This window comes from Kitasatospora sp. NPDC048286 (assembly GCF_043201735.1).
Lineage (GTDB): Bacteria > Actinomycetota > Actinomycetes > Streptomycetales > Streptomycetaceae > Kitasatospora.
The window spans coordinates 230,524-246,447 of the sequence record NZ_JBICZE010000010.1 but is presented as its reverse complement, the minus strand read 5'-3'; the positions used below and the strand labels follow the sequence as shown (position 1 = coordinate 246,447).

Below are 15,924 nucleotides of genomic sequence, written 5' to 3'. Positions count from 1 at the left end.
GGGTCCCGCGTTCGGGGGTTGGGGAGAGGTGGGTGCAGGTGGCGAGGTGACAGGGGGAGCGTCAGTGGGGTGCGTCGGTGGCTGCGTCAGTGTGGGTGCGTCAGTGGGTGGAGAAGACCGCCTCGCGGGCGTCGGACAGGGCACGTTGCAGGGCGCCGAGCAGCACCGGGGACCCGGGCAGGCCGCTGCTGCGGACCTCCGGCCGGGCGATGGAGATCCGGGCCAGCTCGTCCTCGACCAGCGCGCGCAGCCGCTCGCCGCCCGCGCTCGGCACCACGCCGGAGAGGACCACCAGCTGGGGGTCGACGACGGCGACGATCACCGCCAGCCCGACGGCGAGCCGCCCGGCCAGCTCGGCGAGGAAGGCGTCGCCGGCGCCGGGGGTGACCAGTGCCCTGGCGACGGACTCCTGCGCGGTGGCCGCGCCGAGCCCGTGCTCACGGGCCAGGGCCCGCACGGCCGGTGCGCCGACCAGGGCCTGGAACCCGCCGAACTTGCGGCGGCGGGCGTCCCACTCGACCGGCGAGTCGGGCAGCGGCATGTAGCCGACCTCCCCGGCGCCGCCGGTGAAACCGCGGTGCAGCCGCCCGGCGATCACGATCGCCGCGCCGACTCCGGCCCCGGCCCAGAGCAGGACGAAGTCCTCGAAGCCGGCCGCGGCGCCCGAGGACTGCTCGGCGACCGCGGCCAGGTTCACGTCGTTCTCGATCGACACCGGCGCGCCGATCGCCTCGGTCAGCTCCTCGACCAGCCGCGGCGAGTGCCAGCCCGGCAGGTGGGAGGCGTAGCGCAGCTTGCCGGTGACCGGATCGGGGGCGCCGCCGACCCCGATCGCGGCGGTGCGCAGCGCGCCCTCGGGGATCCCCGCGGCCCGGACGGCCTCGGCGACGGCGGCGGCGACCGCCGGGACGGTCCCGGCCGCCGGGATCCCCTTGGTCGGCACCGCGTGCTCGGCCAGCGTGGTGCCGGTGATGTCGGCGACGGCGACCCGGATCTCACTGTTGGTGACGTCCAGTCCGGCGACGTACCCGGCGGCCGGATTCACCTGGTACAGCCGGGCGTTGGGCCCGGGGCCGCCCGCCGTGGTGCCCACCGGCAGGACCAGCCCGGCCGCCTCCAGTCGGGCCAGCAGCTGCGAGGCGGTGGGCTTGGACAGCCCGGTGAGGGCGCCGATCTGGGTGCGCGACAGCGGCCCGTTCTCCAGCAGTAGTTCGAGTGCGGCGCGGTCGTTGATGGCGCGCAGCAGGCTGGGGGTGCCGGCGAGGGGGGTCTTGGCGGTGCTCTTGGTCATGCCGGAATCCTCCTCGTTCGGCTGGTCGGGAGAACGGTCGGGGAAGGGCGGGGAGGGGCCTGGAAGAGATTTGAAGAACTGTTAGGAAACTTTCCAGTCGCTTGGGAAGGACCGTAAGGGCCGTGTCAGCGGGGTGTCAATGGTCGGCGGAGCGGAGGATGCCGAAGCGTTACCGGACGGTGTCCGGACAGCACGAGGCCCCGCCCCCACCGTGTTCGGGTGGGAGCGGGGCCTCGTGGACGGGTCCGTGGCGCCGGACCGCTACGGCTTCGAGGGGTCGTCAGCCCCCTTCGCCACCGGGATCGGCTCGGTCGCCCGGTAGCGCGGTGAGCCCGGGTCGGCCAGTGCGGAGGGCGCGGCCTGCTCGGCGGCGGGCACCGGCGAGGGGGCGATCACCACGCCGGTCGCCCCGGCCGTCGCTGCCGGGACCTCCTCCTTGACCTTGATCCCGGCCTGGTCGAAGGCCACCTTCAGCCGCTGGCGCAGCGCCCGGGAGACGGCCGCCGCCTTGCCCGGGGCGGTCCGGGCCTCGATCCGCACCACCACCGAGTCGGAGGCGACCGACTCCACGCCCAGGATCGACACCGGCGCCCAGATCAGCTCGTCGTACGGGGCCTCCTTGGCCATCCCCTCGGCCGTCGCCAGGATCAGGTCCTCGACCCGGACCAGGTCCTCCTTGTACCCGACCTGCACGTCCACCGAGGCGGTCGCCCAGCCCTGGCTCATGTTGGCGATCCGCTTCACCTCGCCGTTGCGGATGTACCAGATCTCGCCGTTGGCGCCGCGCAGCTTGGTCACCCGCAGGCCGACCTCCAGCACCGTGCCCGTGGCCACCCCGGTGTCGATCTCGTCGCCGACGCCGTACTGGTCCTCCATGATCATGAAGACCCCGGAGAGGAAGTCGGTGACCAGGTTGCGGGCGCCGAAACCGATCGCCACACCGGCCACACCGGCGCTCGCCAGCAGCGGCGCCAGGTTCACCCCCAGCGCGGAGAGCACCATCAGCGCCGCCGTGCCCAGGATGGTGAAGGAGGCCACGCTGCGCAGCACCGAGCCGATCGCCTCCGAGCGCTGCTGGCGCCGTTCCGTGTTCACCACCCCGGTGTTGGCCAGCAGCCCGCCCAGCCGGCTCTCCTCCTGGTTCTCCGAGGAGCGCGCCATCCGCCCGATCAGCTGGGTGATGAGCTTGCGCACCATGGCCCGCAGCACCAGCGCCAGCATGATGATGAAGACGATCCGCAGCCCCGCGGCGAGCCAGCCCTGCCAGTGGGTGTCGAACCAGCTGGCGGCCTGCCGGGTGGTGTCCGAGACCTCCTGCGCGCTGGTCGGTATCCGCAGGTCGAGCTCGGGCAGCTGCGCGGTGGGGCTTGGGGCCGGCGTCGGGGTGGAGAGCGTCGAGGACGCGTCGGACGGACCGGTTGCACCGGAGCTGAACACGTGCGGGCCTTCCTGACGGGGGTGCGTGTTCGGCCCGCACCGCCGACGAGCGGCCCGCGGACCGAGAGCGTCAGCCTATCCGCCACCGTCGGCCCGCCCTGACGCGCCGGGAACCTCCCACGAGCGTGCCCGAGGGCGTACGGAGCGTTCCGAACGCCCCGTCAACGCCCCCGTACGCTCCCCGCGCACCAGCACCACCAGGCCGCCCGGGGCAGTCGGGGCACTGCTCCGGACGGCCGAACCGTGCCCTCGGAGGGCCACCCGGCAGGGGCGCCGGGGCGCACCGCACCGCCACCCGGGTGCAACCCGACCTTCCCCCGGGCATACCGGCTATGACAGAGACCACACCCGGAGTTCAAGTCAGGTCCGTTACACAGGAGTGGTGGCGCCGTACAAAGGCGTAAGGCGACACTGGGGGAGATCGCGCACGCGTGGCGCGGTCCAACCGCTCGTCCCGGCGCGAGCCACGCGCCGCAGGCGTCCAAGGAGGCATCCGTGCCGCATGTCCTGGTCCTCAACGCGTCCTACGAGCCACTCGGCGTCGTATCGATGCGCCGCGCACTCATCCTGGTCCTCAACCACAAGGCGGTCAGCCTGGAGGACTCGGGAGTCACTCTGCACAGCGCCACCAGCGCCCTTCCGGCGCCGTCCGTCGTCCGACTGACCCGCTTCGTGCGGGTCCCGTTCTGCGGGCCCGTCCCGCTCACCCGCCGGGCGCTGTTCGCCCGCGACCACGGCCGCTGCGTCTACTGCGGGGCCGCCGCCACCAGCGTCGACCACGTCATCCCGCGCAGCCGCGGTGGCCAGCACCGGTGGGACAACGTGGTGGCGGCCTGCCGCCGCTGCAACCACACCAAGGCCGACCGCCACCTCACCGAGCTCGGCTGGCGGATGAAGCGACCACCCGCGCCGCCCAGCGGCCTGGCCTGGCGCATCATCGGCACCGGGATCAAGGACCCGCGGTGGCGGCCCTACCTGGAGCCCTACGGCGGCGGCGACCAGCTGCGTGCCCCGCAGTGGGGCGAGTACGAGCACCACGACCATACCGAGCAGCCGGTCCACCCCGTCCCGCTCGGCCGGGCACATCCCGCCCACCCAGCCCCCGTCCGCCGCGGCGAGCAGCCCGAACCGCTCTCCGCCTGACCGCAGCTCCACAAGGGCCCGCCCGTCACACCGTCGGTACGCGCCTCATGGGCCGCCGAGCCCCCCGCACAGGGGAGCCGGCGGCCCGCCGCGTTCTCCGGGTCCCGGCCCGGCTCCCTGCCCGGCCACGGCTGCGGGCTGCGGGCTACGGCTACGGCTTCTGCGCCGTCGCGGGAGGCGCCGCGGGGCCGCCCGGCACGCCGCCGGGCTGCGCGGGCTGGCCGCCGGCCGGGGGCTGCGGCGCGGCCGGCGGGGTCACGGCGTACAACTCGATGCCGAACAGCGAGTAGCCGTACTTGGTCGCCCGCGCCACGCCCTGCACCCGGACGTACCGGACCCCGGGCGCGTCGAAGCGGACCGTCTCGTCGCCGCCCTTGCCGTTGTCCACCGTCGCCGCGTTCGTCCAGGTGCTCCCGTCCGTCGAGACCTGGATCCGGTACGAGGCGGCGTACGCGGCCTGCCAGTGCAGCACCGCCGCGCCCAGCCTGGTCGGCTGCGGCAGCTCCAGCCGCACCCAGGCGTCGTCCTTGGCCGGCGAGGACCAGCGGGTCTTCGGATCGCCGTCGTTGACCGCCGAGGCCGGGAAGGCCGCCGTCTCGTCGCCCGAGGAGGTGGCCTTGGCGCCGGGCGCCAGGTCAGGACCGCCGGTGGGCGGCACCACGTGCACCTGGAGGACCTGCCGGACGGTGGTGCCGCCGGCCACGAACTGCACCGGCACCTGGTACGTCCCGGACGGCGTGTCCGCGGCGGCGCTCACCAGCAGCGGCACGCCCACCCGGCCGCCGCGCGGCACGCTCACCGGGCCGGCCGGGGTCACGGTCAGGCCCTTGGCGGCGGCCGGCACCTCGGTGCGCAGCTCGCCGGTGGTGCCCTCGGGGCGGCCGGCCTCCACGGTGGCCCGGGTCGTCACCGGGGCCGGGGCGCCGGTGACCACGTCCAGGGCCGGGTCGGCGAGGCTGAGCCGGGCCGCCGGGGCGTCCGCGTACCACGGGATCACCTGGTTGACCACCGGCGGGTCGCCGCCGGGCCGCCAGGTCAGCCGGAACGCGTCGGCGGGCAGCCCACCGGCCGACAGCTCGTTGTAGCCGGGCTGCACGGTGCCGAGGTCGGCCCAGGTGCCGTCGGCCCGGCGCACCGCGAGGGTGGCGGTGGCGTGCACGGCCGGGTCGGTCAGCACGGTGAGCCGGTCCAGCGGGCGGGCCGCGCCGAGCTCGACGACGAGCGGTTCGTCCATCGCCGTCGGCGCCTTGGCGGCCCGGTACGCGGTGTCCGGGTTGCCGTCCAGCACGGCGGAGGCGGAGGAGCCGGGCACCGCGTCGGGACCGCCGCTGACGCTGGCCGGGGACTCGTCCGGGGCGGTGACGGTGAACTCGCGCACCGCGACGGCGGTCTTCTGCGCGGTGGTGGCCCGCAGCCGCACCGCCCGTACCACGGTGCCCGGCGGGAGCTGGGCGCTGACCGTCTTCTGGTTCCTGACCACGGCGAGCTGCTTCCAGCCGCCCTCGCCGGTCGTGTACTCCAGCACGCCGTCGCGGATGTAGTCGTCCGAGGCGGTCCGGGCGTCCGGGCCGTTGCCCCAGCCGCCCATCAGCACGGTCACGCCGCTGACCGGGCGGCCCGCGCCGAGGTCCAGGCCGACCGCGTCGCCGGGCTGCGGGGGAGCGGAGCTCCAGTAGAAGGTGTCGGCCACGCCGTCGGTCATCAGCGCGGGCAGGTGGTCCTGCGCGGTGCCCATGGTGGTGGTCGGGGTGAGCGCGCCGCCGCCCACGCCCGCCCAGTTGTCGGCGGCGCGCACGGCGCGGTCCAGGAACGGGCCGAGCACCCCGGCGCCGACGGTGGCCGGGGCCCGGTCCAGCTGCTCGCGCAGCCGGTTGAGCTCGACCCGGGCCTTCCAGGCCGCGGTGCCGTCGCCGCCGCGCTGCGCCAGCAGCATGTCCAGGGCGGCCTGCCCGGCCAGCCCGTAGTCGCGCAGCGGGCCCAGCCAGGGCGCGGCCTCGCCGGCCAGCTGGGCGGTGGCCGGGGTGCCGGCCAGGGTCTGCTGGGCGGTGGCCATGGTGGCGAAGGCCTCCCGCAGCGGGGCGGCGGCCTCGACCAGGCGGGCGACGTCGGGGGTGGCGCCCGAGGTGGGCTCGGCGGCCGCCCAGAACCGGTCCAGCAGCGGCGTCAGATAGCCGGACTCCTGCTTGGACAGCGGGGACGAAGTGCTGTTCCCGGCCAGTGCGGTGACCGCCGACAGCGCCGTCCCGGCGGGCGTCGGGGCGGCGCCGGTCGGCCCGGCCAGCGAGCGCACGGCGGCCTGCCAGGACTCCTCCGGCTTGTACCCGGCCGGGTTCCAGGCGAAGTCGCCGGCCGTCGAGAGGGCGATCCGGGACGCCACCGGCTGCTGCATCGCGCCGGTCAGCAGCGCCGCCGAGCGGGTGGCCACCTCCGGGTCGCGCCCGGCGTAGGCGCCGAGGAAGAGCCGGTCCGGGGTGGCGTCGTTGACCGGGTAGTTGTCCATGGTGAGCAGCGGGTGCCCGTACAGCCCGGCGGTGTCCGAGGCCTGGGCGCCGGTGATCTTCTCCGGGATCACCCCGACCCCGCTCCACGCCACCTGGACGCCCTCCGGAAGCGCCGCCGCCAGCGCCTTGCGGTACGGGGTGGCGCCCTGCTGGTGGTACTCGGTGGGGACGACGGACAGCGGCGCCAGGCCCGGGTTCCGCGCCACCAGCCGGTCCTGCACCTTCTTCACCAGCTCGGCCTGGGCCTTGGCGGCCGCGGCGGGCCCGGTGCCGTACTCGTCGCGGTCGTCGCCGCAGTGCCACTCGTCGTAGCTGACGTCCAGGAACTGCAGCTGGAAGGCGGTGAAGCCGAGCTTGCGCAGCCCGTCCAGCTTGTTCACCAGCGCGTCCACGTCCTTGCCGGAGCTGAAGCAGAGGGACTGCCCCGGGTCGATCGCGTAGCCGAGCGTGACGTGGTTCTGCCGCGCCCGGAAGCCCAGCTCGCGCAGCTCCTCGGCCTGGGCCGCGGGGTAGGCGTTGCGCCAGCGGGAGAGCCGGTACGGGTCGTCACCGGGCGCGTAGAGGTAGAAGTTCTGCTTGGAGCGGCCCAGGAAGTCGACCTGCTCCAGCCGCTGCTGGGCGGTCCACGGGGTGCCGTAGAAGGCCTCGGCGGTGCCGCGCACCGGCGCGCCGGTCGGCCAGTCCCGCAGCGTGATCCCGGGCAGTCCGAGCCCGGCCGCCCCCGGCGCCTGCCCCTGCCCGGCCGGTACGGCGGCGAGCAGCTGACGCAGGCTCTGTGCGGCGTAGAAGGTGCCGGTGGCGTCCACGCCGGACAGCACCACGGCGCCGTACGTCCCGCCGCCCTGGGCGGGCAGCTGACCGACCGACAGCACGTACCCGCCGGCCGGCATCCCCGCGGTCGAGGGCGCGGCATCCTCCTTGCCGCCCGCCGCGACCGCCAACTGCCGCAGCACCCGGCCGGTCTCGCCGCCGGCGCCCTCGGCGGGCCCGCCGACGTACACCACCAGCGCGCCGGCGGCCGGCGTCCCGGCGTCCGGCTGCGGCGTCACCTCGGTCGCCCCGGCGACCTCCAGCACCTCGTGGACGGCCCGCACCGCGCCCTGGTCCACCTTGGGCGCGGTCACCAGCGTCACGGCCGACGGAACCGCGACGGGCCTGCCCGCCACCGTCTGCTGCTGCGGCTTCGGGAACACCTTCGGGTCGGTCACGCTGCCCAGCGGCGTCTGCGGCGCGGCGCCCACCACGTCCGGCGCCGAGGCCGCGGCGGGCGCCGCGTACGCCGTCGACGGCACCGCGCCGGCCAGCAGCCCGCCGACCACCGCCGCGGCCGCGACCCCGGCGGCTATCTGTATCGCCCGCCGCCCCGGCCGCCCGGCGGCGCGCTCGGCCCGCTCGGCCCGCTCCTCCCGCACGGACGCCAGCAACGGCTCCGTCCCCTTGAGATCGGCGATCAGCCGGTCCGCCGTACGCGGCGCCAGCTGACGGCACGTCCGCGCCGTCGCCCGCCGCGCCGCCACCGCCGCGGGGTGCTGCACGACGTCCCGCAACGCGGGACTCTGCTCCAACTGCGACCGCAGCCGCCGCCCGGCCGCAACGGACACTCGGGCTTGCACAGGAGCCTCCTCGCCAGGCCACGACCACATCTCCGGCAACCCCACCAGCTGGCCAACCCGGGTGTCAACGCCGTCGACGGCTATGCCGGCTTTGTTCTGTTTTATCCCCTTGTGGAGATCGGGTCCGACCCCTGGCGCGGACCGGCCGCGCCCAGCAGAATCGGCGTCACGGTGTGGCGCGGCGTCAACCGTGCCCGGGGGAGGGGACAGCGGATGGTCCGACCATCGGCGCGCCGATGGCCGCCGGCCCTGATCGCGGTCGGCCTGCTCACGGCCACGGGGTGCTCCCCGTCGCCCGAGCCGACCGCCGGCCTCCAGCGGGACGGCGACGGCTTCGCCGTCCTCGCCCCGCTCTGTTCCTGGGACCAGGTGGCGTCGGTGACAGTCGCGACCACCCGCACCGGTCTGCGGGAGGAGTGGACGATCACCCCCGGCTCCCGGGAGGACCGGACGGACCGCTTCCCGCTCTTCGTCACGCCCCCCGGCTGGAGCGCCACCGCCACCGGCCTCACCGCCCTGAGCCGCGACCGGACCTACCTCCTCAGCGCCGCGGACATCGTCATGGACTTCACGCCCGCCGACCTGGACAAGCTCAAAGGTGACGAGGTCCTCACCATCAAGGGCGTCGGCACGACCCGGGTGAAGCCCGACAAGTTCCGCGCCAGGGCCCTCAAGTCCTGCTGAGCCGCCTCTGGCCGATCCGCCCGGCGCCGTCGTGTCGCTCTGGGTGATCGAGGCGTCACGCGGGTAGGACTGTGGCTGTCCTGACCGGGCGTTGCCGAGACATCGCAGGAGCCGCGAGTGGCCGCTTACCACGACAGTGACGGAGCCGAGCAGGTGCCGGCGCAGGACGCCCCGCCGCCGCCCGCCGAACTGGTGGCGCTGGCGCAGGCGTACGGGGTGGACACCCGGTATCCGGGGCCGGGTGGGCAGGCGGTGGGGGCGCGGACGCTGGTGGCGGTGCTGGGGGCGATGGGGGTGGCGGCCGGGTCGCCGCAGGAGGTGGGGGAGGCGCTGGAGCGTCACCGGGCCGAGCAGCGGGGCCGGTTGCTGCCGCCGTGCGTGGTGGTGCGGCAGGGGCGGCGCACCGCGCTGGACCTGCCGGCCGACGCCCGGCTGCTCGTGGAGCTGGAGGACGGCGGGAGTTGGGAGCTGCCGCGCGGGCACTCGCACTGGGTACCGGGGGACCTTCCGCTGGGGCGCCACGTGCTCACGGCGGAGACCACCACGAGGACTGCCAGGGCCGCGCTGATCGTCGCCCCCGAGCGGCTGCCGCAACTGCCCGGCCGCGGCTGGGGGTTCCTCGCCCAGCTGTACTCCGTGCTGTCCGAGCGCTCCTGGGGCATGGGCGACCTCGGCGACCTCGTCGAGCTGGCCCGGTGGGCGGGGGCCGGGCTCGGCGCGGCCTTCGTTCAGATCAACCCGCTGCACCAGGCTCTTCCCGGCACCCCCTCCGACCCCTCCCCGTACCGCCCGTCCTCGCGCCGCTTCGCCGACCCGGTGCACCTGCGGATCGAGGCCGTCCCCGAGTACGCCTACCTGGGCGGCGACCAGCGCGACCACGCCGAGGAGCTGACCCGCCGCGCCGCCCGGCTGCGCGAGGAGGTCCTCGGCCACGACGCCCTGATCGACCGGGACGCCGTCTGGCGGCTCAAGCGCGAGGCCCTGGAGCTGCTGCACGAGGTGCCGCGCGGGCCCGGGCGGGAGGCCGAGTACGAGGCGTACCGGCGCCGCGAGGGGGAGTGGCTGCGCCGGCACGCGCTGTGGAACGCCCTGGCCGAGGAGCACGGACCGGTGTGGCACCACTGGCCGAAGGGCCTGCGTCACCCGGACGGCCCACAGGTGGAGCGGGCGGAGAAGGAGCTCGGGGCGCGGGTCGAGTTCCACCGCTGGCTCGCCTGGCAGGTCGACCAGCAGCTCGCCCACGCCCAGCGCGCGGCCCGCGAGGCGGGCATGCCGGTCGGGCTGATCCACGACCTGGCCGTCGGCGTCCACCCGGACGGCGCGGACGCCTGGGCGCTGCAGGACGTGCTGGCCGGCGGCATCTCGGTCGGCGCCCCGCCGGACGCCTTCAACGCCCACGGCCAGGACTGGGGCCTGCCGCCGTGGCGCCCGGACGCGCTCGCCGAGGCCGGCTACGCCCCGTTCGCGGAGCTGCTGCGGGCCACCGCCCGGCACGCCGGGGCGGTGCGGATCGACCATGTGATGGGCCTGTTCCGGCTCTGGTGGGTGCCGAACGGCCACCCGCCGACCGAGGGCGTGTACGTGCGCTACGACGCGGAGGCGATGCTCGGCGTGCTGGCGCTGGAGGCGCACCGGGCCGGTACGGCGGTGATCGGCGAGGACCTCGGCACGGTGGAGCCGGGTGTGCGGGAGGAGCTGGCGGCGCGCGGGGTGCTCGGCACCTCGGTGCTCTGGTTCGAGCGGGACTGGCAGGCCGACGGCGCGATCCTGGACCCGGACCGCTGGCGGCCGGGCTGCCTGGCCACCCTCACCACCCACGACCTGCCCAGCACCGCGGCCCGGCTCTCCGGCGAGCACGTCGAGCTGCGGCACCGGCTGGGCCTGCTGGCCAGGCCGCTGGGGGAGGAGCAGGAGCGGGCGGCGGCGGAGCTGGCGGACTGGCGGGCCGAACTGGCCCGGCTGGGGCTGATCGGCCCGGACGAGCCGCTGTCGATGCCGGTGCTGTACCGCTTCCTGCGGGCTACCCCGGCGGAGCTGGTCGGGGTCTGGCTGCCGGACCTGGTCGGCGACCCGCGCCCGCAGAACCTGCCCGGCACCTGGGACCAGTACCCGAACTGGCGCCTCCCGGTCGCCGACGGCGCCGGCGACCCGGTCACCCTCGAACGCCTCGCCACCGCCCCCGCCGCCGGCCTGCTCGCGCAGCTCCTCGCCCTGCCCGGCTCCGTCAGGCGGACCCCGACGCGCGCCCTCCCATAAGCAGCGAGTAAGTTGGAAACGTGGACAAGAGGAACGCTTTGCGAGCCGGCGCGGTTAGCGCAACGGTCACGCTGATGATGCTGCTGTCGTCGCCCGCCATGGCCTTCACCCGGGACGACGGTGACGACCCCGGTTCCGGCCTGAGCGTCGGCGAGACCCTCGGCCTGTTCGTGTTCCTCCCGCTCGTCGCCTTCGCGGTGATCGCCGGTCTGGCCGGCCTGCCGTACGGCAAGGGCAAGAAGAAGTAACTCCGCGTGGAGGCGAGCGCCGCGACCGCCACCTGAGCCCGCGTTCGCCACGGAAGCACGCGTCCACCACGGACACACGCGTCCACCGAACCCGTACGCGTCCACCCAGGACCCGCACCAACCCCGAAGGGGCGCCGGACGATCCCGTCCGGCGCCCCTTCGGGCTATCCGCGCACCGTCAGCGGGCCCCCGCCGCACGGTCGACCGCCTGGGCCTTGAGCGCGCGCTCGACGCCCGCCCGCGACTCGACGACCTGGCGCCGCAGGGCCGGAGCCGGCTCGGCCGAGGCCAGCCACGCGTCGGTCGCGTCCAGCGTCCCCTGCGTGACCTCCAGGGCCGGGTACAGCCCGACGATGATCTGCTGCGAGATCTCGTGGCTGCGGGTCTCCCAGATGCCCTTCACCGCGGCGAAGTACTTCGCCGCGTACGGCGCGAGCAGCTCGCGCTGGTCGGACTGCTGGAAGCCCGCGATGACCGCTTCCTGCACATAGTTCGTCAGCTTGTCGGACTCCACCACCGACGCCCAGGCCTGCGCCTTGGCCTCGGCGGTCGGCCGGGCGGCGCGGCAGGTGGCCGCGTGCTCCTGGCCGGCCGCGGTGTTGTCCCGCTCCAGCTCGGCGGCGATGGCGGCCTCGTCGGCCCGCCCGGTGGCCGCGAGGCGCACCAGCAGCGTCCAGCGCAGCTCGGTGTCCACCGCGAGGCCCTTGACCTCGACCGTGCCGTCCAGCAGCCCGGCGAGCAGGTCCAGCTGACCGTCCGTACGGGCGACCGAGGCGAGGGCGCGGGCCCAGGCCAGCTGGTGGTCGCTGCCGGGCTCGGCGGCGCGCAGGTGCTCCTCCGCGGCGGCGGCCCAGCGCGCGAGGCCCTGCTCGCGCCACTGCGGGTCGGCGTAGGCGTCGAGGGCGAGCTTGACCTGGCGGTGCACGGACTGCACCACGCCGATGTCGCTCTCGCGGCCGATGCCGGACATCGCCAGCGACAGGTAGTCGCGGGCGGCCAGCTCGCCGTCGCGGGTCATGTCCCAGGCGGAGGCCCAGCACAGCGCGCGCGGCAGCGAGTCGGCGAAGCCGCCGAGGTGCTCGGTGACGACGGCCATCGAGTCCTCGTCCAGCCGGATCTTGGCGTACGAGAGGTCGTCGTCGTTCAGCAGCACGACGGCCGGGCGGTGGCGGCCGACCAGCTCGGGCACCTCGGTGCGCGGGCCGTCGACGTCCAGCTCGATCCGGTCGGTGCGCACCAGCGCGTCGCCGTTCAGCTCGTACAGGCCGATCGCGATGCGGTGCGGGCGCAGCACGGCCTCGCCCTTGGCGCCGGCGGGCAGCGCGGGGGCCTCCTGGAGCACCGCGAAGGACTCGATCTCGCCGTCGGTGTTGACGGTGACGGCGGGCCGCAGCACGTTGATGCCGGCGGTCTCCAGCCAGGCCTTGGACCAGGCCTTGAGGTCGCGGCCGCTGGCCTCCTCCAGGGCACCGAGCAGGTCGCTGAGCCGGGTGTTGCCCCAGGCGTGGCGCTTGAAGTACGCCTGCACGCCCTGGAAGAAGGCGTCCTGGCCGACGTACGCCACCAGCTGCTTGAGCACCGAGGCGCCCTTGGCGTAGGTGATGCCGTCGAAGTTGACCTGGACGTCCTCCAGGTCGTTGATGTCCGCCATGATCGGGTGGGTGGACGGCAGCTGGTCCTGCCGGTACGCCCAGGTCTTCATCTGGTTGGCGAAGGTGGTCCAGGAGTGCGGCCACCTGGAGCCGGGGGCCTCGGCCTGGCAGACCGCCTCGGCGTAGGTCGCGAAGGACTCGTTGAGCCAGAGGTCGTTCCACCACTCCATGGTGACGAGGTCGCCGAACCACATGTGGGCGAGCTCGTGCAGGATCGTCGCGGCGCGGGCCTCGTACGCGGCGTCGGTGACCTTGGAGCGGAACACGTACTGGTCGCGCAGGGTGACGGCGCCCGCGTTCTCCATCGCGCCGGCGTTGAACTCCGGGACGAAGAGCTGGTCGTACTTGGCGAACGGGTACGGGAAGTCGAACTTCTCCTGGAAGTAGTCGAAGCCCTGCTTGGTGACCTCGAAGACGGCCTCCGGGTCCAGGAACTCGCGCAGCGAGGGCCGGCAGTAGACGCCCAGCGGCACCTTCTGCTCGCCGTTCTCGTAGGTGTCGAAGACCCCGACGTACGGGCCGGCGACGAGCGCGGTGATGTAGCTGGAGATCCGGCCGGTGGGCTCGAAGGTCCAGACCCGGGTGTCGCCCTCGCCGACCGGTTCCGGGGTCGGCGAGTTGGAGACCACGACCCAGCCCGCGGGCGCGGTCACGGTGAACGCGAACGCGGCCTTCAGGTCGGGCTGCTCGAAGTTGGCGAAGACCCGGCGGGCGTCCGGCACCTCGAACTGGGTGTACAGGTAGGTCTCGCCGTCGACCGGGTCGACGAACCGGTGCAGGCCCTCACCGGTGTTGGTGTACTCGCAGTTCGCGACGACCCGCAGCTCGTTCTCGGCCGCCAGGCCCGGCAGCGGGATCCGGCTGTCGGCGAAGCTCGCCGGGTCGAGCCGCACGCCGTTGAGGGTGATCTCCTCGACGCTCGGGGCGACGAGGTCGATGAAGGTCTCCGCGCCGGGGGTGGTGGCGGTGAACCGGACCACGGTGGTGGACCGGAAGGTGCCGCCCTCGCGGGCCGAACCGAGGTCGAGCTCGATGTCGTACGCGTCCACGTGGAGGAGGTCGGCCCGGGTGCGGGCCTCCTCACGGGTCAGGTTTGTGCCGGGCACTCGCTGCACTCCTTTGTCAGACTGATGGTCCGAATCCTCGCACGTCCAACGTACGGGGCGACCGGAAAATCACGGCGGGGCGGGCCCGGGCGCTCTGCCCGTTCCCGCCCCGCCCGGGTCGGTCACGACGTGGGGTCATGCCCCCGGGGTCACCCCGGCGTCACTTCTTCCACTTGGTCAGCGGACCGTCGCTGGAGCTGAGGCGGCGGAAGGCGTAGACCGCGGCGCCGTCCGCCGAGATCATGTACTCGTTGCTGCTGCTGCCGATGTTCATGCTGCTCGGCATGGTCATGGTGCCGAGGTCGGTCATCGAGCCGTCGGTCGGCGAGAGCGTCACCAGTCGGGCCGGCTTGTTGTAGCCCTGGTCGACGATCGCGCGGACCTTGCCGTCCTTGTCCGTCCCGGCGACCAGGCGCATGTCGTTGCCGGCCGAGCCGGAGTTGGCCGACCACAGCCGCTTGCCGGTGGTCAGGTCGTAGGCGTTGATGCCCGCCTTGCTGCCGCTGACCTGGACGTACAGCGTGGTGCCGCTGACCACGTTGTGGGTGACGGCCTCGTCCTGGCCGGAGAGCCGCAGGCTGTCCGCGCCGGGCTCCTTGACGGACATCTGGTTGCCCGGCTTGTTGTCCTTGTCGAACGGCAGGATGTAGTCGCCCTGCGGGCCGCTGGACATCAGCAGCACCAGCGGCTTGTCCTGGACGACCGAGTCGACCTGCTCGATGTTGCCGGTGAGGGTGACCGGGGTGCTGGCCGGCTTGCCGGTCTCGGCGTTGACGATGACCAGCTGCGACTTCGGGCCGCTGTTGCCGTAGCAGCGGTCGCTGACCGCGATCTGGGCGCCGGCCGCCTTGCCGCGCAGGACGCAGTCCTTGTCGCGCGGCTGGTACTGCCAGGCCGGCTGGCCGTTGGCGATGTTCAGGGCGCCGACGGCGTTGCCGCCGACGGCGACGACGTTCTCGGTGACGCTGAGGGTCGGCGAGGACATCCGGTCGGCCGAGACCTTGACGCTCCAGAGCAACTTGCCCTGGGCCAGGTCGACGGCGCCGACGGTGGAGCAGTCGCTGTCACCGGTGTTGAAGGAGACGGCGGCGACGCCCTTGGAGTTGGCGCCGTACGAGGCGGTGCACAGCTCCTTGCTGCCGCTCGGGACGGGGATGGTCCAGGCCTCCTTGCCGTCGGCCAGGTTGTAGGCCTTGATGCCGGAACTGTCGACGCGCACGGCGAGCTTGTCGGTGCCCCAGATGCCGAGCATCTGGGGCGAGCTGTCCGCGCCGGCCGGCTTGGGGGCGCTCCAGGCGACGTTGAAGGTGCCGCCCTTGGGGGCGGGGGTGGGGCCGTTGCTGGTCCCGCCGTCGTCGGTGCCGCCGTCGCCGGTGCCGCCGTTGTCGCCGGCGACCGGGCCAGGGGTCGGGTCGGGGTCGTGCTTGGGGTCCTTGAGCAGGACGACCAGGGCGATCACGATCGAGATCGCCAGTACGCCGCCGATGATCCCGCCCCACAGCAGCACGGGGTTGCGCTGCTTGGGGGCGACGGGCGCGACGGGGTAGCTGTAGCCGGGCTGCTGCTGGTAGTTGTAGCCGCCCGCGTTGTAGGCCTGCCCGGAGTCCGGAGCGCCGTACGCGCCGGGGGCCGGGTCGTACGGGCCGACCGGTGCGGCGCCGGGCGGCGGCGGGGCCTGGGTGGGGAACCCGGTCGCGGTCGGCGCGTACGCCGCGTACTCCGGGCTGCCGACGGGCGGTTGTGCCGGCGGCTGCGCGGGCGGCTGTACGGGCGGTGCCGGCGGCTGGGCGGGCGGCGGGCCCGCGGGCGCGGCCGGGCCGGGGACGGCCGCGCCGTCGAGCTGCGTCATCTGGTCCGCGACGGCGGCCGGATCCACACCGCCGCCCGGCGGGCGCCCGAACGAGACGCCCCGGTTGTCCTGCGGACCGCTGCCGGGCGTTTCGCCTGCCCCCGGCGTAGGGTGATCCCCTGCCATCTGATTCCCCGTCATGTC

At 74.4% G+C, this 15,924-nt stretch carries 8 protein-coding genes and 1 pseudogene; 4 read left to right on the top strand and 5 right to left on the bottom strand.

Annotated elements, in window-relative coordinates:
- Positions 1 to 100: 100 nt before the first annotated feature.
- Positions 101 to 1,291 (bottom strand): ROK family transcriptional regulator, encoded by a 1,191-nt coding sequence (locus ACGF13_RS24835; protein ID WP_392878625.1) that lies wholly within the window; start codon positions 1,289 to 1,291, stop codon positions 101 to 103.
- A gap of 261 nt (positions 1,292 to 1,552) precedes the next feature.
- Positions 1,553 to 2,728, bottom strand: a complete 1,176-nt coding sequence (locus tag ACGF13_RS24830; RefSeq protein WP_392878623.1) for a mechanosensitive ion channel family protein — start codon at positions 2,726 to 2,728, stop codon at positions 1,553 to 1,555.
- Positions 2,729 to 3,223: 495 nt separating this feature from the next.
- Between ACGF13_RS24830 and ACGF13_RS24825 the strand changes: the two are divergent.
- Positions 3,224 to 3,727: pseudogene (locus tag ACGF13_RS24825) on the top strand (HNH endonuclease); the annotation flags it as partial.
- Between the two features lie 295 nt (positions 3,728 to 4,022).
- Here the strand turns inward: ACGF13_RS24825 and ACGF13_RS24820 are convergent.
- Positions 4,023 to 7,919, bottom strand: a complete 3,897-nt coding sequence (locus ACGF13_RS24820; RefSeq protein ID WP_392878621.1) for a beta-N-acetylglucosaminidase domain-containing protein — start codon at positions 7,917 to 7,919, stop codon at positions 4,023 to 4,025.
- Between the two features lie 279 nt (positions 7,920 to 8,198).
- Here ACGF13_RS24820 and ACGF13_RS24815 point away from each other — a divergent pair, with 279 nt between their 5' ends.
- The 3 genes from ACGF13_RS24815 to ACGF13_RS24805 all read left to right on the top strand — a co-directional run bounded on the left by ACGF13_RS24815 (position 8,199) and on the right by ACGF13_RS24805 (position 11,173).
- A complete protein-coding gene (locus tag ACGF13_RS24815; RefSeq protein ID WP_392878619.1) occupies positions 8,199 to 8,669 on the top strand; it encodes a hypothetical protein in 471 nt (156 codons plus the stop codon).
- A gap of 153 nt (positions 8,670 to 8,822) precedes the next feature.
- Positions 8,823 to 10,925 carry a 4-alpha-glucanotransferase gene (malQ, locus tag ACGF13_RS24810; protein ID WP_392878865.1) on the top strand — a complete coding sequence of 701 codons (2,103 nt, stop codon included), beginning with the start codon at positions 8,823 to 8,825 and terminating at the stop codon, positions 10,923 to 10,925.
- 20 nt (positions 10,926 to 10,945) lie between these two features.
- The gene (locus ACGF13_RS24805; RefSeq protein ID WP_392878616.1) at positions 10,946 to 11,173 is read left to right on the top strand and encodes a hypothetical protein; all 228 of its coding nucleotides are present in this window, start codon (positions 10,946 to 10,948) and stop codon (positions 11,171 to 11,173) included.
- A 178-nt stretch (positions 11,174 to 11,351) separates the two neighbouring features.
- On the opposite strand, the gene pepN is transcribed toward ACGF13_RS24805, so the two are convergent.
- Together pepN and ACGF13_RS24795 are read right to left on the bottom strand one after the other, a co-directional pair.
- Positions 11,352 to 13,931 carry an aminopeptidase N gene (pepN, locus tag ACGF13_RS24800; protein WP_392878614.1) on the bottom strand — a complete coding sequence of 860 codons (2,580 nt, stop codon included), beginning with the start codon at positions 13,929 to 13,931 and terminating at the stop codon, positions 11,352 to 11,354.
- A 160-nt stretch (positions 13,932 to 14,091) separates the two neighbouring features.
- Positions 14,092 to 15,780 (bottom strand): PQQ-binding-like beta-propeller repeat protein, encoded by a 1,689-nt coding sequence (locus tag ACGF13_RS24795; protein ID WP_392878611.1) that lies wholly within the window; start codon positions 15,778 to 15,780, stop codon positions 14,092 to 14,094.
- Between the last annotated feature and the right edge of the window lie 144 nt (positions 15,781 to 15,924).

Coding starts and splice junctions, on each gene's coding strand:
- ACGF13_RS24835 (WP_392878625.1), bottom strand. CDS start 1,291: ATGACCAAGAGCACCGCCAAGACCCCCCTCGCCGGCACCCCCAGCCTG.
- ACGF13_RS24815 (WP_392878619.1), top strand. CDS start 8,199: ATGGTCCGACCATCGGCGCGCCGATGGCCGCCGGCCCTGATCGCGGTC.
- ACGF13_RS24795 (WP_392878611.1), bottom strand. CDS start 15,780: ATGACGCAGCTCGACGGCGCGGCCGTCCCCGGCCCGGCCGCGCCCGCG.